Genomic DNA, 19,673 nt, shown 5'->3' on the forward strand with positions numbered 1-19,673 from the left:
CCAGCTCCCGACGTATCGTTTTGTGCCTGGCAATGGCAGGTTATTGCCCTGGTAAAGGGCAATGTTATGCCATAGTGAGGCAATAAGCGCTACAAGCCGTTTTACGCATCGTCAGTACTATCATGGAGACCTCTCTGTAACGTCTTTGCGCCTTGCAAGTACTATCGCTGTTGCTTGTAAGTACTATCATCGTGCCTTGTAAGTACTATCATTGTTGCATCGGTTTTACGTAAAAAGTCTTCGGAGTAACCTTTACTTGTTGCCGGAAGAATTAATATTATAAGCCGGAGAAGCCTATATCTTCAGCCGCACAACAGCTGTTGGGCGCTTGCATAACAGCTGATATGCGCTCGCCCACCACCTGTTGTGCAAGCGGAAATCAGCTGGTGGGCGATGAGTTATTGGATATAACGGATGCTTGACATCATTCATCAAGCATCCGTTTAGCAAATCACCTACTTCATTTTCCATCCATCAATGGTTCCCGTCTTCGATGAGAAGTTGCAGCCTATCTGATAAATCTTTCTGCCATCTGCTGCATATTCCCTGACATAGCCCATATCCTCTATCTGCTTCAGGGCTTCTTCAGCCGAACCATCACGCTTGAATTCGAAGATGTAGATATAGTTCGGAGTCTCTACCACACAATCTACCCTACCTTCGCTTTGCTGCTTTGACCAGCATCAGGAACCCGCTTCGCACTTCATCATTCGGGAAATCCAGGAGATAGGAATCGGTATCCATATTCCAGTCTTTGATGGTAAGATAACCGCTCTGATAAATCATAGGCAACGGTGATTCCACATCTGCCTTGTAGTCGATAAAACTACTCGTAGGATAAAACCTGTTCACCATCTCATTGATGTTCTCATCAAAATGAGACAACAAGCGAACAAGACAGGTTGGCGAACCCGTGCGGAACCAATAATCCGCCAGGAATAGCCCGAAAAAAAATAGCGAGACTGAAAAAGTTCAGCTGAGAAAAAACGAAAAGGCAGCTGCTGGCATCCTTCTAATGCCAACAACTGCCTTTCCTTTATTTATCTATGCAACTACTGTTTAAATTCTCTCAAATTGAAAGAAGAACCGCTTGTTAAGCGAATTTCTTCATATTAGTTCTTGCGCCATACTCAGCGCATCCGGCAACGATCATTGCCAAAATCATACCTAATACCATCATAACTTTTATCCTTTCTCTATTTTTGTCTGATTACTTGCCGAGGCTAATCTTCTTGTTGACATTTACAACCTCTGCAAAAAGAGCAGCTACAACTGCCATTGTCATTACTAATACCATCATAATAGTTATCCTTTCTTTACTTTAATTATTCGTTATCTATCTTTTCGAGTGCAAAGGTAATGCCTTTTTGTGTACGCACACAATGTTTTTGGGAAAAACTTCAAAAAAGGGCCGTTTTCTTGATTTTCATCAAATTCTGTCATAGGAAACAGGGCAAAATGACATGTCAATCCAGGTTTTCTCAATCTTTAGAACACTCGTATTTACGATGAAACACCAGGAGACAGAAGGCTCCAGCCAATGCCATCGGTACACCGATGAGCGCAGGATAGTGATAGCCCAAGCCCATTGCCACGGGGATTCCGCCCAAGAAGGCACCCAGGGCATTGCCCAGGTTGAAGGCTGCCTGGATGCAGCAACCACCCAGCATTTCACCACCCTCGCTGTGCTTCACAATGAGAAACTGCTCAGGCGAACCTATACCGAAAAGGCAGGCACAACTGATAAACATCATCGCTGCCGATACCCAACCGATATGCGACAGAAAGAAGGTAGCCAGCAAGGCTGCGGCAGCCAGGAACTGCAGATAGCATGTAAAGCGGCCCGGCTTAAATCTGTCTGCCAGCAAGGCACTCACCTGATTTCCTACCACCATTCCCAAACCGGCAAGAATCATCAGCACAGAAATACTTGCCGCATGGAAACCGCCGTTCATCTGCAAAAGCGGAGAGATATAACTGAACCAGCAGAGAATACCGCCGTTGCCCAGGAAAGTAGCAGCGATGATAAGCCAGGGAGCCAGATGGCGCATAAACCGGAACTGCGCCTTCATACCCTTGTTAGGCAGAGCCTCTACGTCAGGAACCCACTTGTAAATCATATAGAGCGTGATGACGCCCAACGCCACCGACATGAGAAAAGGCACTCGCCAGGAGATGGTATGACTCAGGAAGGTGCCCAGCGGAACACCAAGCAGATTGGCAAACGGCATACCGGCACACATCATCGCCACCGCCTTGGTACCCTTTCCCTCCTTCGCCATCTTCACCGCCACGATGGTAGCCGTACCGAAATAGGCACCATGAGGAAGTCCCTGGATGAAGCGGGCACAAAGCAGAAGCCCGTAACTAGGGGCTATCGTAGCGATGATGGCTCCCAGAATCACCAGCGAAGTAAGAAACAAGAGTATATTCTTGGGGCGATACTTATGCATCAATATCAGCGAGAAAGCACCGGCACATACACCCAGTGCATAGATAGAAATGAGATGACCAGCCTGAGGGATGGACACATTCATGTTGTGCGCCACATCGGTGAGAATTCCCTCGATAATAAATTCTGCGATGCCCAGGGTAAATGTACCCAAGGCGAGTGCAAACAATCCTTTTTTCATACGTTAATTATCCTTATCTTTTTATCCTAAGTTTGTTTTCAGGGTGCAAAATTACAAAAATCTCTACACATATAAATGATAAGAGGGCAAAAACTTTGCCCTTTCAAGATTTATTAGTAATTTTGCACTCAAAAATAAAAAGAAGAGGGATGAAGCAGATGCTGAATCCCTCTTTCATCATCAACAATAAGTAGAATGCCTATGCTGAATATTGCAGAATATTTTCCAATTACCGACCCTACGCTGATCTTCTTCGTAGTGCTCCTCATCATCCTCTTTGCCCCTATCATCATGGGTAAGCTCCGAATCCCCCATATCATCGGAATGGTGCTGGCGGGTATCCTCGTGGGCAAATACGGACTGAACATTCTGGAACGAGATGCATCTTTCGAGCTGTTCGGCAAGGTGGGACTCTACTACATTATGTTCCTCGCCGCCCTGGAGATGGACATGGAGGGTATGAAGAAAAACAAATCGCGGCTCATCATCTATGGTCTGCTCACCTGCTTCGTTCCCTTCTTCCTCACCTTCGGCATGAGCATCTGGCTGCTGCACTATTCCACCAGGGCATCGTTTCTGCTGAGCTGCATCATGGCTTCCAATACCCTGATAGCCTATCCTATTGTTTCCAGATATGGTCTGCAGCAGAAGCCAAGTGTAACCCTAAGTGTGGGTTCCAGCATGCTTTCGCTGCTGATAGCCCTCATCATGCTGGCGGGTCTCGTCGCCTCGTTCTCCAGTCACGATGGTCTGCTCTTCTGGGTACTCTTCACCGCCAAGTTTGCCGCATACTGCGGAGTAATGATATTCCTAATACCGCGACTCACAAGATGGTTTCTGCGCCGGTACAGCGATTCGGTGATGCAGTTTATCTTCGTGATGGCGATGCTCTTCATGAGTGCGGCTCTCTCGCAGATGGTGGGCATCGAGGGCGTGTTCGGTGCTTTCTTCGCTGGTCTTATTTTAAATAGGTATATCCCGCACGTGTCTCCGCTGATGAACCGACTGGAGTTTACGGGCAATGCGCTCTTCATCCCTTACTTTTTGATAGGTGTGGGCATGCTCATCAACGTGGGACTGCTTTTCCAGGGCAGTCATATCCTTTGGGTCATCTTCTGCATCGTGTTCTTCGGAACCTTGGGAAAAGCCATCGCAGCCTATGCCGCCTGCTTCGGATTCCGGTTGCCGCTGTCATCGGGTCACATGATGTTCGGTTTGACTTCTGCCCATGCCGCCGGCAGTATCGCCATGGTGATGGTTGGTATGAACCTCCTGGTGGGACCGAATACCTATCTGGTCAACGATGATATGCTGAATGGTGTGGTAATGATGATTCTCTGCACCTGCGTCATCTCTTCGATGCTCACCGACTGGAGTTCCAGAAAGATTATCCTCCGCGACAAGGAGTTGCCTGATGCCGAAGATACCAAAAAGGCAAGCGATGAGAAGATTCTCATACCGGTGAAGTATCCGGAATATGCCGATAATCTGATGAGTCTCGCCTTCCTGGTGAGAAACCAGAAGCTGAACAGAGGACTGGTCTGCCTGAACGTAGTGTATGATGACAAGGATATGCGATACAAGCAGGAACAGGGCCGACAGCTGCTGGATCATTGCAGTCAGCTTGCCGCAGCCACGGATGTGATGACGCAGACGCAGGTCCGCATCGCAGCCAATATCGCCAACGGCATCAAGCATGCCTTCAACGAGTTCCAGTGTTCCGAAATCATCATCGGTATGCACATGCATCCGGAGGTTTCGCCTAAGTTCTGGGGAGAGTTCCATCAGAGTCTCTTCAATGGTCTGAGCCGCCAGATTATCATGGCACGCATCAAGCAGCCGCTCAATACCATTCGCCGAATACAGGTGGCAGTACCATCGAGGGCTGAGTTTGAACCGGGTTTCTACCGCTGGGTAGAGAGATTGGCGCGCCTGTCAGGCAATCTGGATTGCCGCATCCAGTTCCACGGCAGGGAGGAGACCCTGGCGCTCATCAATGAGTACATCACCAACCGCCATCAGGAAGTACGTGCCGAATACACCCTGATGCAGCATTGGAACGAGATGCCTCAGCTTGCCTCCCACATGAGCAAGAACCATCTCTTTGTGGTGGTGACAGCCCGCAAGGGAACCGTTTCCCACAAGTCTGCATTGGAGCGATTGCCGGAAGAGCTAACCCGCTTCTTCTCGGGCACGAACCTGATGATTATCTTCCCTGACCAGCACGGAGATTCATCGGGCAATGTACTGACATTTGCCGAGCCTCAGCACCAGGAGGAAATCAGTGCCTACGTGGCATTCAATCAATGGTTCAAGAAGAAGTTCAGAAAATAAAGAGAAAACAAAGGATACTAAAAAAGGTCGCCAAAATGCTGGCGACCTTTTTTAGTATATAAACAATCAAAACGATTTGGATTAATCAAACCAAGACAGAAGAACAACAACGACTATTGGGAGATCAACTACTTGTAGTTTTCGTCATCGTAGGTGATGATGTCCAGATCTTCTGCTATTTTCTTCAGCCCATTTTTGATTCTTCCGCCTAGTGTCCATGCCTTTGGCTTATTGACAGGCGGTTCAGCAGGAACTTCTCTTGAGTTTTCTGCTGTAGGAGGATTGTCTTCCACCCAAACCTTAGCTGGCTCTTCTCCAGACTCATTGCCAGACTCTTTTCCTGACACTTCTTCTTGATAGGCGATAGCGGCCTCCTTCTCGGTAGCATCATGATTAATGTTATCTATAGATTCTGCTTCTTGCTTTTGCCCAGTTTTGTTTGCTAGCGTCTGGAAGTTGTCTCTGATAGGATGATAGAGCTTGTCAATGATTCTCTGATAGTCTTCCTCATCCTTCGATACAGAAGAACTTTCAGGAATATCCTCGGCCAACTCATTGTTGAGACCTGTTGCAAGAATGGTGACTTTGGCATCCTCATCCAAACTATCATCATCAGAAAGACCCCAAATCACCTTGATGTCAGGGTTCAGTTCATCAAAGAAGGCATCAATTTCTCTCATCTCCCTCACAAAGATAGGGTGCTTGCTGGAAGTGTAGATATTGAAAAGGATGCGCTGGGCATTACTGATATCGCTGCCATAGAGCAGAGGAGAGTCTAACGCATTCTTGATGGCACTCTGAACCCTTCCCTCACCACTGGCTCTACCCATGGCCATGATAGCACCGCCACCGCTCTTGATGGTAGTCTCGATGTCACGGAAGTCAAGATTGATGGTTCCCTCCACGGTGATGAGTTCCGAGATACTCTTGGTGGCATCGCTCAGTACCTTGTCTGCCAGTTTGAAGGCATCCTTTACGGTAATCTCGGAGTCGGCATAAACATCGCAGAGACGCTCGTTGTTGACGATAAGCAAGGCATCCACGTTCTTGCGCATTTCTTCTACACCCTGCAGAGCCTTGACAATTTTCTTTCGCTTCTCGAAGTAGAAAGGTATGGTGATGATGCCAACGGTAAGGATGCCCATCCCTTTGGCAATACCGGCAATGACAGGTGCGGCACCCGTACCCGTTCCACCACCCATTCCGGCAGTAACAAAAACCATCTTGGTTCCGTCGTCCAGCAGTTTCTTGATGTCTTCCTGGGTATTCTGAGCCTCACTTCTTCCCACTTCGGGATTTGCCCCTGCACCCAAACCACTCTTTCCGAGCATGATCTTTACCGGCACAGGCGACTTGGATAGTGATTGACTATCCGTATTGCAGACAGCGAAACTCACGTTCACGATCCCCTCTGCATACATATTCTTAACGGCATTGCATCCGCCACCACCCACACCAATCACCTTGATGATGTTCTTGGTAGTGTCTTCTGTCTGCCCGAAATCTATAGGAGTCCAATCTTCTTTCATCATTTCTAAATTTCAATTTGGACACAAAGATACATATAAAGAATCAGATTCCCGATAAAAAATCAAACGCAAGCCTTGCAAAAGAAGAATTTTTCTTGATGAGAAACGATTTTTCTCATTCTTTTTGTACTTTTGCAACCAGTATGCAAGAAGAAACAAGAAATATGACCCCAGAGGAGAAAGCCGCTCTGGTAAAGACGCTTTCCACCCAGCTTTTAGCAGAAGGTAGAACCGATCTTTTGTTAAAAGCCATCAGTGTGCCCGTATTGGAACAGCTCCGTATTGAGGCAGCAAGGGCAACCCTCAGTCCTCTGGTCATCACGGAAGATTATCGTTTTTTGCTCCCTGACTATGGAAACAGGGAGGTGCTGCTCAGTCCCATCCATAAGGCCCTCTATCTGCTCTTTCTGAATCACCCGGAAGGAATAGAGTTCAAGAACCTGGTGGATCATCGTGAGGAACTGTTTGCCCTCTACCGAAAAATCGGCAACAGAATCGACCCCGATAAAATCACAGAAACAGTGAATCGCCTGACGAACCCTCTTGATAATGCCCTCAACGAGAAGTGTTCACGCATCAAGGCAGCTTTCTCTGACCTGATGGACGAATACCAGGCCGACTATTATATCATCAATAGCCATATAAAGCGCCACCAAGGCTCTTCCATGAAGCTCTGGTTCGAGAGGTTGAAGATCATCAACCTTCCGAGGGAACTTGTCATCTACAAAGTTGATGATTTTTAGCCAGAATTATTCATAAGTAAAATGTTAAAAAACGCCCTAAGCACAAAGTTTTCCGCAACAAAAGTCTTTAATATCGGTATTTTTCCTTACCTTTGTGGTCAACATTTGGCAATTCTTAAAAAGAAAAGTCAATCGGTTTTTCATCTAACCTCTGGATATAACATTGGAAGATAAAATCAAACAGCCTTTAACGGCTAATGCTTCATTGTATAATGGGCAACCTACTGACACTGGTTCATCGTGTCCAAGTGCAAGACTTACCTCTTGTACGCCCTCCATCTCAAAGAACAAAGGTGGGGTGTCGGTAGAGAATGTGCCTTCACAAAACAAGCAATGGTTCGTTCTGCGAGTTACGTATTGGCGTATTATCAAGGCAAAAGCATTTATAGAGGCTAAAGGACTCGAATGTTATGTACCTTTGCGGTATAAAGAGGTAAGAAAGCAAGGAAAGAAGCGAATCATCACGGAGCCTCTTATTTCTTCTTTTGTGTTTGTTCATGCATCAGCAGAGCAAGTTGAAACCTTGATTCACGACAATAAGGTTGTGACAAATGAAAGTAGAGCTTTGCTCAGCTACTACTTTGATCACACCATACATCGCCAAGACTATCCCAACAAAAATCCTCCGCTCACAATCCAAGATGAAGCTATGAATAACTTTGTCCGCCTTACATCCATCAAGAATCCTCACATCATTCATGTCACCTCTAATAACATCCAGTTCAAACTGGGTGACCATGTGATAGTGACAGAAGGAGAGTTCAAAGGAATCCGTGGTCGTGTTGCCCGCATGGCAGGCCAGCAGCGTGTGGTTGTAGAATTGTTTGATGGCTGTTTGGTGGCTACGGCTTATGTGCCGAAGGAGATGATGAACACTTTCAAATATTGCAAAATATAACACTATACGTAAAGTCTAACCCAAATACATACTATAATATGGAAAAGATTTTTAGAATGTCAGAAGATAATAAGGAACTTCTAAAATGCCCAACACAAGCGATAGGATTAATCGAAATTCCCGAAGGAATTGAAACTATAAAATGTAATGCTTTTGAAAGTTGCTGCGACATAGAAAGCGTTGTGATACCATCTAGCGTAAAAAAGATAGAAGAGAATGCTTTTAAGGGTTGTATTAATCTTAAAACAATCTCCATACCCGATTCCGTCAATATCATTCCCGCAGGATGCTTTAACGGTTGCATTGAATTGACCAAAGTTGAATTACCATCAACCATTACAAAAATTTCAAATGACGCATTCAGTAATTGCTGCAATTTGATTGATATTCTCATCTCTGACGTAGTAACAGAAATAGGCTCATCTGCATTTCATAACTGTTCGAATTTATGCAAAATACAAATTCCTGATTCTGTAATAGAAATAGGACCGTCAGCTTTTGAGGGATGTAGAAGCCTAGAATCTATAAATTTATCTCAAAAAATCAAATACATAAATTATAATACATTTCGAGGATGTGAACTTTTGAATAAAATTTGGATACCAAAGAATGTAGCAATTATTGGATCCGAAGCATTTGGCGGGTGTGAAAATATGAGTATTGTCGCGATTCAATCCAATCATATTAAAATCGACCCAACTGCCTTTCTTCAGTGTTCCAATATATCCAGGTTATATTTGGCAAACAACAATCCCAACGTTGTGATTTCCTCATTCGGAGATAGCGTAGCTATTAAAATCATTTCGCCAATATCAGACTATGACAGAATAAAGTCATCTGCCTCAACTTCTGCTGAAGATTTATACAAGACCCATGCTACAAACCTTAAATACATGGCACTTTTCTACAAATATATGGGGATGAATATTACCCAAATGAAATGGTCTGAAAGTTTGAAAAACGCCAAATCTTTCAAGGAGCCCATCAATACTAGTTGGGAAGCATATAAAACTATCGAGCAATCAATAGAAGAACTGTTCTCCATAAACTGGGATTATTCAGCAGGTTTAGGCCTTGTCTTAGGCTACAATAATTTCAGAGCCTTAGATTTTGATATTAACGGGGATTTTGCCATAAAATTAGAGTATAATGATGGCACAGTTGATGACTTTATTGATGATGTCCTTAGATTGTTAAATCTACCATTGGATTATCAATGGGTCGTCAGAAGTGGCAATGGATATGGTTTTCACATCATTTTTAGATGCGAAAACATTCCTTCCACATCCGAATTGGATTCCATTTCATTTGCCCCTTCTGATAGATATAGTGATCCTCAATTGTTTTCACGTATAGAACTTCGCTGGTGCGACCACCTCGTATTACCACCCTCAATCCATGCTTCAGGCAATCAATACTATTTTAGAAATAAAAAACTTCCTACAATAAACCCCGTAGAACTAACACTTGACTGTATAGAACCCATGTTGTATAAATACTGCGGTGACAGAATCTACCAGCAGGCTCAATATAAGGGGCGACAATTAACGCTAACGCAAGTAGAGAAAATCACTAGCAGGCATGACAGTTACTTATCACCTCATGAACATTGTCTAGATTCTATTGAATATCTCTCGGATATTATAACGCCAGAAGGACAAAACTCATTAGCTATACACTATCTCTTAGGGGATGGTATAGCTCCTTGTATAGAAAAGGGCATTGATCTGCTTAACAAATCAAACACTCAATCGGCAATGTTCAACTTATTAAGTCTTTATTCTGTGGGAGCTATACCATGCACATATTACCAGTACAAAAATCTACTTGATCAGTTAGATAGAAATGGTTTTAACGAAGATAGCATATCTTTAATCGAAGAAAATGCTAGCAATTTTATAAATAAAACAGATTTGTTCTTCTTTTTCGATACAGAGACAACCGGCCTCCCAGCAGACTATAATGCCCCTATAAGCAAAACGGACAATTGGCCTCATATTATACAAATTGCTTGGGTTGTTATGGACGAATCTAACAAGGTCGTCACAAAAAATGATTTTGTTATTAAACCTGATGGATTTGATATACCCAGTAGTTCAGTTGATATCCATGGAATAACCTTTGATTATGCAATGAAAAATGGCGTTGACATAGCTGAAGTCATAGAGAAATTCCTAAAAGACCTGAGTCTTTGTAAATATGTTGTTGGGCACAACATCAAATTTGACCAAAATATCTTATCAGCACAGCTTTATAGAATGAATATGAATATTGATTGGAATAAATTCAATAGCATTTGTACTATGAAATCATCTGTTAATTTTTGCAAAATAATAGGTATGTATGGCTATAAATATCCCAAGCTGAATGAGTTATATTATAAATTATTCCATAGAAATTTTGAAAATGCCCATAATGCCTTCTCGGATGTTTTAGCAACCATTGAATGTTTTAAAGAGCTAAAAAAGAAAGGTGTTATTGATATGTCTGATGATAATGACAATTTGCCTTTTTGATATGCAATACTAGTTAAAAAGAGGTGTATGAGCACTCAAATAGAGCTTTATTTAGAAAGGAGCATCTTCGCTGCTAAATTTATAACATTAAATTATGTACAACAGTAAAGATTTGAAAAAATATTTCCAGTACTGGACGGAGGCAATGCCTAAGGGCATCTCCATAGAACAGTTCTGTTCACGTAACATATTTGTCATTGAACATAACAATAATTTGAATTAGATTGCAAAGCTATGAAATCACAAGAAAATAAAAAACTTATAATTTCTCTTGAAGAAAAGAATAAAGATTTGGAAGAAATTAATTGCGAGTTGAAAAGTCAAATCAAAGAAAATTTTAAAAAGGCAAATACTCTAATGCAGAATAAAAAAGACTATCCATTTGAAAGGATGCCTATTTGGTAAAATGGCTCTAATCAACTAAAGGAAAACTCCGAAATAGAATATAAATCAGCCGCAGGCAGTTATATTGGCCATCAAGACTACACTCTTCAGCAACGCATCAATTTCATGGAGAATCCAGGATATCTGTATTATTCCAATGCTGGCACATTCATTCCTGGCACTTTGGAGAATGTTTTGAGGAACGAAGAGCCTCAGACGCATTTCCGCAATGAATGTTTATGTAGGGCGATGGTAGATTTCAACATGATAGATACCGTAAGCCGTGGTATCAAGAAAATGTTCAATGAGCAATGGCGCAGACACTTCCCTATGCCTGACTATGAGATTGACCAGATCAAGAAGAAAGTAGTTGTCCGCATCTATGGCAATGAAATCAATAAACGATACACTGATTTGTTGAAGACAAACGACACTCTATCTCTCTGGGATTGCATCTCTCTTGACGCAGTACAAAAAGGCAGAACTATTCATGAGGATATAGCGCAAAACTTACTCAAACGTGGACTGATAGAAGGTGAGGTCCCGCATTACAGCATTTCTCTTAGCATTGCCAAGAACACTCACCAACTGCCTTCTTACACCAAAACCAAAGGATTGGATAAGGAGAGATTGCGTCAAATGGTTCTCCAATATCTCAGCAATGCAGGAAGTGAAGGTGCCAAGCGAGATAGTATATACGAATATCTGAAGGATGTTCTTCCGCAAAACAAGACGGAAGAACAAAAAATTCGTATGCTCGGAGATTTGCTCAAAAATATGAGCAAAGAATATTTAATAAAAGCGGAAGGACGAACTTGGTATGTCATGCCTCAATCATAGAGGACATATTATAGCGGATTATAGCGGAATTATAGCGAATTCGGCATTCTTATAGCGGAAAAAACGTCGAAATTCGACGGATATAGCGAAGTAAATCAACTAAAAAAGGTCGCCAGCATTTTGGCGACCTTTTTAGTATCATATTTACTTCGTATTCAAAACCAGCTTCTTGGCTTTTATCTTTTCGCCAGCCACCGAAAGCTCTATCTTTCCTGGCTTATCGCCTGCTCTCAATATCACGAGAGCAGACCCCTGGAAGAGATTTCTCTGGATGGTCTTCTCCAACTGGGTCTTTCCGATATGAAGCTCGTCCGATGAGATGTTTCCATTATCCACCGCCACGATATTCGCATCGCCCTTCACGGTGAATGTCAACTTGTCGAATGCCTTGGCATCCTTCATGTTCAGTACTCTTCTGCCCTTCTTATCCACGGCATAGATGCGGACGTGCATCAGATCCTTACCATCAGCATGCCAGGTCTCCACATCCGGAACCAGTTTCAGAGCCACGGCCTCGCCCGTGGTCTCTATCTGATGGCGAGCCACCACCTTGCCGTTCTTCTTAGCCACAGCCACCAGAGTGCCTGGAGCATAGACGATGTTGTCCCACTTGATTCGGGCACGGAGCTTAGGGTCGTTACTGTTCTTCTTCACACCCAGACTCTTGCCATTGAGGAAGAGTTCCACCTCGTCGCCATTGGTATAGGTATAGAGCGAAACCTGCTCGCCTGCCTCACGGTTCCAGTTTTCTGAGAGCTTTCCGGCAGAAACATTGATGCCATTCCACTGGATGTTGCCACCCGACTTCTCGATGACACCGATATGAACGGTTGGCTCGTCAGTAAACATGCTCTTCACGAAATAAGCATCCGGCTTTGGCTGGAGAGAAAGATCGAACACACCCTGATTCCATCCCTTGACAGGCCATCCCATACTCTCGCCCAGGTAATCGATGGCTCCCCAATAAGCCAGGCCCAACACCTTGTCACGGTCCATCTCGTAGAAGTTTGGCCCCATGGCAGCCACACTCGCCTCGCTCTGATAGAAGGTCTTTTCAGGATAACGCTTCATATCACCTGGGAAGTACATATAGCGATAGTTGTAGGAGTTTACCTCGGTAGCCACCGCCAGATCGGCTGGAATGGAATCGGTCTCGATGTTGCGGTAGCGGGGATGCATCGCCACGGTAGTCAGTCGAGTATCATCATATCGGTGCAGCAACTCCTTCTGGATTTTATAGGCGGTAACGCCCCAATCATTGAAAGGCAGATTGCTATATTGCTGCAACTCGTTACCCAGACTCCAAAGGATAACCGACGGATGGTTTCTATCTCGCTTTACCCATTCCGGAATGTCTTTCTGCCAAAGGCTCTCCCACTCCACTCTGCCGCCGGCATACTGGGTAAGCCATTTGTCGTAAAGTTCATCCACCACCAGGATGCCATACTTATCGCAAAGCTTCAGGAAATCCTCGCTATATGGATTATGAGAAGAGCGGATATGGTTCATACCGAACTCCTTGATCAGCTTGAGTCGCTTCTCGATGGCACGAGGATAGGCAGCTGCACCCAGGGCACCGAGGGTATGATGGTTGGCATAGCCCTTCAGCAAGACCTTCTTGCCATTCACCAGCAAGCCCTTCTGCGGAACGATTTCGATGGTGCGCACGCCAAACTGTTCTTTAATCTGATCAGCCACCTTTCCCTCCTGATTATAGAGTGTCACCTCGGCAGTATATAAATAAGGTGTATCTGGCGACCACAGTTGGGCGTTCTCCAGAGAGATGGCAGGCAATTCATATTCTCTATCACGCCATTTGGCATTGAAGTCGATGTTATTCTTCTGTTGAGCCACCACCTTGCCATCGGCATCGAGAATACGAACCTCTACAGGAATAATAGCCTTTCCCTGTCCTTTTGCCAGCTTCTGCTGGTTGATAATCTCTGCCTTGATTTTCACCTCTTTGTTTTCCTGGGTGCGGATAAAGAGCGGATGGCGAGGGAAGTACAGATCCTTGTCGGTGATGATGAGATTGACATCACGATAGAGACCGGCACCCGTAAACCAGCGGGAATTATTAGGATTGCGGGTATCTGCCTTGACGGTAATCTCGTTAGCCTCGCCCCATTTCAGGAGTTTACTGAGGTCGATATCAAAACCGAGGTAACCATAATCGGTACCTCCGATACGCTGACCATTGAGATAAACATCTCCTACCAGCATGATACCCTGGAAGTCGAGCACGATGCGCTTTCCCTTCCATTCATCTTTCGGAGTCAACTGATAGCGATACCAGCCAATGCCCATCTCCTTGAATCCACGCGGACTCAATCGGCTGCGCACGTTGCTTCCGGCATCACTGTTATCTGGTCGCTCGCTGGCATCAGGAGCCACCCAGTCCTGACCGATCAGGAAGTCGTGGGGAAGATTCACCACCTCATCACCGCTCTGAGTAGCTTTCAACTCAGAGATATTCTTCACATCACCGCGATGGAACTGCCATCCCTGGTTGATACTGATTGTATCGCGCACCGCTGCATCAGCCGAAAGGGTTCCCATCAAAGGCAAACCGCCCAATAGCAACGAGGCGAAAAGTATTGTCTTTTTATTCATTTCAAATTCATTTTATTAATTTCCATCCGGCTTGGTTACATCCTGATTCACGGATGGATACCACACGAATTGATTGAAATCATCTGGCTGGGCAGGATTGTAGTCCTTCCAGTCACTGCGTAGATACTTCACGATAGGCAGATTGAGCTGCTTCATTCCCATTACCACCATCTTTGCCACCTCGTAGGCTCCGTATGGATTGAAGTGGGTGTTATCCTCCAGAGCCTTAGTCTGGTTGGGATAAGTATTTGCCGGATAGTGAACCAGCGACTTCTTGCTGTTCTCATAACCCAAAGTCTCGAAGAAAGTGCGGGTCATATCGTGGAGTTCAATGACAGGAACATCCTCTCTCTTAGCCACAGCTCTCATGGCATCAGGATAATCCTGATGAGTCTCCTGAATCTTGCTATGGGTAGCCTCATCGAAGAAGCGACGCTGAGTAGGAGTTACGAAGATGATGTTGCCCCCCTTCTTGCGGACCTCATCGATGAACTTCTTCAGATTATAAGAGAAGTTATACCAGGCACCACTGCCTGCAGACTTCTCCTTCTGGTCGTTATGTCCGAACTCACAAATCACGTAGTCGCCCTTCTTCATCATCGCCAGCACCTTGTCCTGACGGTTGGAAGCAAGGAAGGAACCTGCTGTCAATCCGCTTTCGGCATGGTTTGAGATAGCCACCTCCGGACCGAACCAACGGGTAACCATCTGCCCCCAGGAAGCGTATGGCTCTGTAAACTGATCTACTACCGTAGAGTTGCCGCAGAGGAAAACGGTGGTGGTTTCAGCAGGAGCCGGTTCCACCTTGATGCTCTTTACTGCTGGGGCAGCACCCGTAAACTCCAAGGTCAGCTTCTCATCCCAGGTAAACGTCTCCTTCTCGCGAGGTTTGATTTTTACGTTCATTTTATCGGTAATATAAGGAGAACGCTTGTTCACGATGAAGGAGAAAGTCTTGAACTCCCCCTTCCTGGTACTCACCTCATCGAGCATCAGTCTTCGGTTCTCGGCACGAACCACAGTCTTGCCCGCCTTCTTTTTGGAACCAAGCACCACGGTTACCTTATAGTTGCCATCCGCCACCTTCACGGAATAAAAGAAAGGCGCATTGCTCTTTGCCTTTGGAGCAGCCACGATGTCATATCCCAGCCCCTTCTCTGCGGAATAGACAGGCTGCACCTTGGTCATATCAATATCAAAACTCTGGGCATTGGCTCCAACCATAGAGGCCAGAGCCAAAAGAGCTGTTACTAAAATATATTTTGTCTTCATCTGATGATATCTTTATTGATTGTAAATTATCATTTTACTTCAGATACTTAGCCAATGGGCTCTTTATCTTCTTCAAACCCTTCGCCACGCACTTGGCATTGTGCTGGGCACCCTTCAGACTGGTGTGGGTATGATCCTTCTTGTAATATGCCTTCACCTTTTCCTTGCCTATCTTATCGTATGAATCGGCAGCGATGTTGTGGAGGTCGAGGAAGGCAACGCCCGTCTCGGCTACCACCTCACGATACCACTTTCCGTAGCTATCATTTCGGCGCTCCATCTTTCCGTCAGGCCACTCGTTGCGAGGAGTCAGGGAAACGAGAATTGGGGTAGCTCCCTTCTCTCGCACATCCTGGATAAACTTCTTCAGATACCAGCCGAAGGAATAAACCACCTCATACTGCTTGCTCTCTTCCATCTGATAAACATGACAGGTATCCTTGGCACAAGGAATGGAACCACGCATCTTCTTATCGGTCAAGGAACAGATGTCGTTGTGTCCGAACTCGATGAGCACGTAGTCGCCCGGCTGAAGACTGTTATATACCTTATCCCATCTTCCCTCATTGAGATAAGAACGGGAACTGCGACCTGCCTTGGCAGCATTCACACAGGTAATCTTCTTAGGATTGAAGATGGTGTAAGCCTGAGATCCCCAGCCCCACATGCCGTCTTCGTCCTTATCGGCATTCTTCACAGTACTGTCGCCTGTGAAGAAGACAACAGGTTTGCCCGGTTCGCGCTTGAAATTCTCTACCGGCAAAGCCACATTGATCATCATCGCCTGCAAAGGAGCCAGACTTGGGTCCTTGCTCTCTGCCAATCCCTCTGCAGCCGAACGGGCATTCATCATCGCTCCGAAACGGGAGGTATGGATATGGTCGGTAAAGAAATGATATTTCTCCTTCCAATGACCATAGCTATCGAGCTTGGCTGCAGAAATCTCATTCAGATCTACGAAAGGAACTCCTTCCTGCTCAGCCACCTGCTTTGCCCACAATCCGAAAGTCTTGTTCACACGGACAATCTTATCGTTTTCATCGTAGGCATCACGTGGAGTCAGCGACATCAGGATAGGATGAGCACCCAGCGCCTTGCAGTCGTTGATGTATTTGCGCATGTATTCGCCATAAGTATAAACGGTTTCCTTCACACCAGTCTCCTTGATGGTGACATTGAGCGAATCCTTGCCGATGCCAGGGATGCTGGCACGTGCCCTGCCGCTATCGTATGGTCCATTATCGTTATGACCGATGGAGATGATCACCCAGTCGCCAGCCTTAATGCCCTTTCGCACATCCGGCCAAAGACGATTGTAGAAGGTACGGCTGCTCATTCCTCCGAGCGCCTGGTTTTCTACCGTAATCTTGTTGGCATCGAAGAACTCGTGCTCGTAGTATCCCCAGCCCCACTGGCCGTTGTTACCATTACCCAGCGTGCCATTGCGCATCGTAGAGTTACCTATCAGGAAGAGTACCGGATTATTGCCCTTGCGACTGGTTCCCGGTTGGATTCGGGCGGTCATCGCCTTGTTCAGGCTATCTACGGTATTGTCGATAACCTTATTGACATCTTCCATCGGCTTTGCCACCTGGGCAAAGGAAGCTGTAGTTGCCGCCATCAATGAGAAGGCGAATAATATTCTTTTCATATCCTTTATCGCTTTATATCTTATATTCTCTGTATTTCCTTATATCTTAATAAACGTATCAGATACATATCTATTTTGTCAGAATCTCTTTTTTTATTTCTAATTCTTATTTCTGAATCTTCTCTGCATGATCGGGCAGATAATACCCCAGATGCGGAGGCTGGTTATAGCCTACATTCTGCCAGGCCACTCCCATCCGATAGATATGGTCGTGCATCAGGGTTGGAACCCGATAGTCCGTAGGGATATTGGTGGTGAAGATATTGAGATGCGAGGCATCGCTCTTATCCCAATAGATGACTTCCTCTCGCCAGTCGCCGAAGAGATCAGCCTGTAGATTAGGAGTCGCCTTCGACCAGTTGCAACTCACCGAGTTGCCCATCTCATACAGTTGCTTGCCATTGCTCAAAGGTAACGCCACCGCTTCCTTTCCGTTCCATTTCTGGAGATAAGGAGGGAAATGAGGAGGACGGCCGTTTGCCAGAAGTTCATCCTGCAAGTCGCCATCCCAATAGATCCGGAAGTTCATTGCCGGCATTCTGGAAACAGCTCTGAAACTCGTTTTCTCATTACTTCCGAAATGATCAGCTTCATGATTCTTCTTATAGGATAAAGATGTTTCTGCCGAAACAGTCTTACCCTTGATGTCTCTTACAACAGGAGCATCCGAACACCAAAGTTCATATCCCCGATGCTGGGCATCGATATCAGCAGCCAATCCTCTTCCGGTATCATCCTTATCGAGTGTACGGAACAGGATTTCGCCTGTTCGTGCATCCCGAAGATCAGAACCGTAGGGATATTCTTCGTGTACCATATAATATTCCAATCCCGGTCGGTCGGGATCCAGATCAGCAAGATGCTGCGCATCGCCATGTCCCAATCCGGTAGAATACAACAAGGTTCCATCATGGTTGATGGCTGCAGATCCGTAGGTAATCTCGTCACATCCATCCCCATCCACATCGCCCACAGCCAGACTGTGAGCACCCTGGGCATAAGCCGTATTCTTACATCCATGAGCCTCCTTCAGTACCTTTCCATCGGCATCGGTTACCTTCCAGTCGTTGGGAGTCAGCGAAGCATGGAGCCATTTGGTCTTGAGTTCCTTTCCGTCGAAATCTACCGCCCAGAGATAAGAGCGGGTATAATAGCCACGGCACATCACGGCACTTGGCTGCTTGTCGGCACCCTCCAGGAAAGCCACACCGGCAAGGTATCGCTCGCCACGGTTGCCATAGTTGTTCTTATCGCCCCAGACTGAAGAATAGGCAGGAAATCCGTTCTCCAGAAGCTCTCCCTCTTCCACCTGCCGGCCTGTACCGAAGGCTCGGTTGGGCTGATACCAGATGGTATGCATCGCCTTTCCGGTTTCGCCATTAAAGACTGTAAGCAGTTCGGGACCTGCCATAATGCGACCTCTCGAATTGCGATAATCGGCAGCATTGTCCAGTTCTCGGATTCCGGCATCCGTAGCCGCATCGCTCACAAACTTTCCCTTGGCATCTACCGATCCCGTCGATGTCTTGCAGATCATCTCCGCCTTGCCATCGCCATCGAAATCATAGACCAGGAACTGGGTATAGTGAGCACCGGCACGGATATTCTTACCCAGATTGATGCGCCAGAGTTGGGTTCCATTCAGCTTATAGCAGTCGAAGATGACCTCTCCCGTATAGCCGTCATGCGAATTGTCATGCGAATTGGTTGGGTCCCATTTCAGGATGATTTCGTATTCTCCATCCCCATCCACATCGCCCACGCTACAGTCGTTGGGGGTATATTCGTAGGATTTTTCATCGGGAGTGACACCGCCGGCAGGACGGTTGATGGGCAGGGAGCGATAGAGATCATTCCATGGCTTCACCGCCTTCGAAACTTCTCTTTCTGCCGGAGCATCCATCCTGGGTTCTTTCTGATAAGTGATGATCCGATAGCTACTGGCAGCAGAACCTTTCCGGTCTGTATAATTGGTCAGCTTCACCTGATGGGCGATAATCTTTCCATCCCTCTCCACATCGAAGCATACGTGTTTGCTATCCGTACCCAGCAATCGCCAACTGAGGAAGATTCCCTGGTTCTGGGCAGGCAAAGCCACCAAGCCACGGTCCAGCTTCTCCATCTGCGATACCGGAGTCTGTCCTTGTGCATGGAGATGAGAGCAGGGAGCCATCGTCAGCGCCATACTCATCATCGGAAATAACATTTGTTTGATTTGCATGATGATAGTTGTTAAAAAAAAGAGCGATACCTTCTACCG

12 protein-coding genes and 2 pseudogenes are annotated in these 19,673 nt (G+C 45.7%); 7 read left to right on the forward strand and 7 right to left on the reverse strand.

Annotated features, from left to right (window positions below; translation table 11 throughout):
- Nucleotides 1–61 precede the first annotated feature (61 nt).
- Nucleotides 62–202 carry a hypothetical protein gene (locus tag DXD25_RS16640; RefSeq protein ID WP_158556299.1) on the forward strand — a complete coding sequence of 47 codons (141 nt, stop codon included), beginning with the start codon at nt 62–64 and terminating at the stop codon, nt 200–202.
- A gap of 253 nt (nt 203–455) precedes the next feature.
- Here DXD25_RS16640 and DXD25_RS05510 read toward each other — a convergent pair.
- Both DXD25_RS05510 and DXD25_RS05515 read right to left on the reverse strand, forming a co-directional pair.
- Nucleotides 456–969 (reverse strand): annotated as a pseudogene (locus DXD25_RS05510) (PD-(D/E)XK nuclease domain-containing protein); the annotation flags it as partial.
- 512 nt (nt 970–1,481) lie between these two features.
- Nucleotides 1,482–2,633: an MFS transporter gene (locus tag DXD25_RS05515; protein WP_117662146.1), complete on the reverse strand. Its 1,152-nt coding sequence runs from the start codon at nt 2,631–2,633 to the stop codon at nt 1,482–1,484.
- A 201-nt stretch (nt 2,634–2,834) separates the two neighbouring features.
- On the opposite strand from DXD25_RS05515, the gene DXD25_RS05520 reads away from it, so the two are divergent.
- Nucleotides 2,835–4,967: a cation:proton antiporter gene (locus DXD25_RS05520; RefSeq protein ID WP_117662158.1), complete on the forward strand. Its 2,133-nt coding sequence runs from the start codon at nt 2,835–2,837 to the stop codon at nt 4,965–4,967.
- A 128-nt stretch (nt 4,968–5,095) separates the two neighbouring features.
- Here DXD25_RS05520 and ftsZ read toward each other — a convergent pair whose 3' ends face one another.
- The gene (gene ftsZ, locus DXD25_RS05525; RefSeq protein ID WP_117662147.1) at nt 5,096–6,499 is read right to left on the reverse strand and encodes a cell division protein FtsZ; all 1,404 of its coding nucleotides are present in this window, start codon (nt 6,497–6,499) and stop codon (nt 5,096–5,098) included.
- 140 nt (nt 6,500–6,639) lie between these two features.
- Here ftsZ and DXD25_RS05530 point away from each other — a divergent pair, with 140 nt between their 5' ends.
- The 5 genes and pseudogenes from DXD25_RS05530 to DXD25_RS05545 form a co-directional block, all read left to right on the forward strand.
- The gene (locus DXD25_RS05530; protein ID WP_117662159.1) at nt 6,640–7,239 is read left to right on the forward strand and encodes a hypothetical protein; all 600 of its coding nucleotides are present in this window, start codon (nt 6,640–6,642) and stop codon (nt 7,237–7,239) included.
- 313 nt (nt 7,240–7,552) lie between these two features.
- The gene (locus DXD25_RS05535) at nt 7,553–8,137 is read left to right on the forward strand and encodes a UpxY family transcription antiterminator (RefSeq protein ID WP_233522204.1); all 585 of its coding nucleotides are present in this window, start codon (nt 7,553–7,555) and stop codon (nt 8,135–8,137) included.
- A 38-nt stretch (nt 8,138–8,175) separates the two neighbouring features.
- Nucleotides 8,176–10,653, forward strand: a complete 2,478-nt coding sequence (locus tag DXD25_RS05540) for a leucine-rich repeat protein (protein WP_147327860.1) — start codon at nt 8,176–8,178, stop codon at nt 10,651–10,653.
- Between the two features lie 234 nt (nt 10,654–10,887).
- Nucleotides 10,888–11,058, forward strand: coding sequence for a hypothetical protein (locus tag DXD25_RS16645; protein ID WP_158556301.1), 171 nt, complete (start codon nt 10,888–10,890; stop codon nt 11,056–11,058).
- Nucleotides 11,059–11,121: 63 nt separating this feature from the next.
- Nucleotides 11,122–11,877, forward strand: a pseudogene (locus DXD25_RS05545) (ATP-binding protein); the annotation flags it as partial.
- A gap of 144 nt (nt 11,878–12,021) precedes the next feature.
- On the opposite strand, the gene DXD25_RS05550 reads toward DXD25_RS05545, so the two are convergent.
- The 4 genes from DXD25_RS05550 to DXD25_RS05565 form a co-directional block, all read right to left on the reverse strand.
- Nucleotides 12,022–14,490, reverse strand: coding sequence for a glycoside hydrolase family 2 TIM barrel-domain containing protein (locus DXD25_RS05550; protein WP_117662151.1), 2,469 nt, complete (start codon nt 14,488–14,490; stop codon nt 12,022–12,024).
- Between the two features lie 15 nt (nt 14,491–14,505).
- Nucleotides 14,506–15,762: a rhamnogalacturonan acetylesterase gene (locus tag DXD25_RS05555; RefSeq protein WP_117662152.1), complete on the reverse strand. Its 1,257-nt coding sequence runs from the start codon at nt 15,760–15,762 to the stop codon at nt 14,506–14,508.
- A 34-nt stretch (nt 15,763–15,796) separates the two neighbouring features.
- A complete protein-coding gene (locus DXD25_RS05560) occupies nt 15,797–17,413 on the reverse strand; it encodes a rhamnogalacturonan acetylesterase (RefSeq protein WP_370453401.1) in 1,617 nt (538 codons plus the stop codon).
- A 106-nt stretch (nt 17,414–17,519) separates the two neighbouring features.
- Nucleotides 17,520–19,634 carry a rhamnogalacturonan lyase gene (locus tag DXD25_RS05565; RefSeq protein ID WP_233522203.1) on the reverse strand — a complete coding sequence of 705 codons (2,115 nt, stop codon included), beginning with the start codon at nt 19,632–19,634 and terminating at the stop codon, nt 17,520–17,522.
- Between the last annotated feature and the right edge of the window lie 39 nt (nt 19,635–19,673).

The organism is Prevotella sp. TF12-30 (assembly GCF_003436715.1).
Lineage (GTDB): Bacteria > Bacteroidota > Bacteroidia > Bacteroidales > Bacteroidaceae > Prevotella > Prevotella copri_A.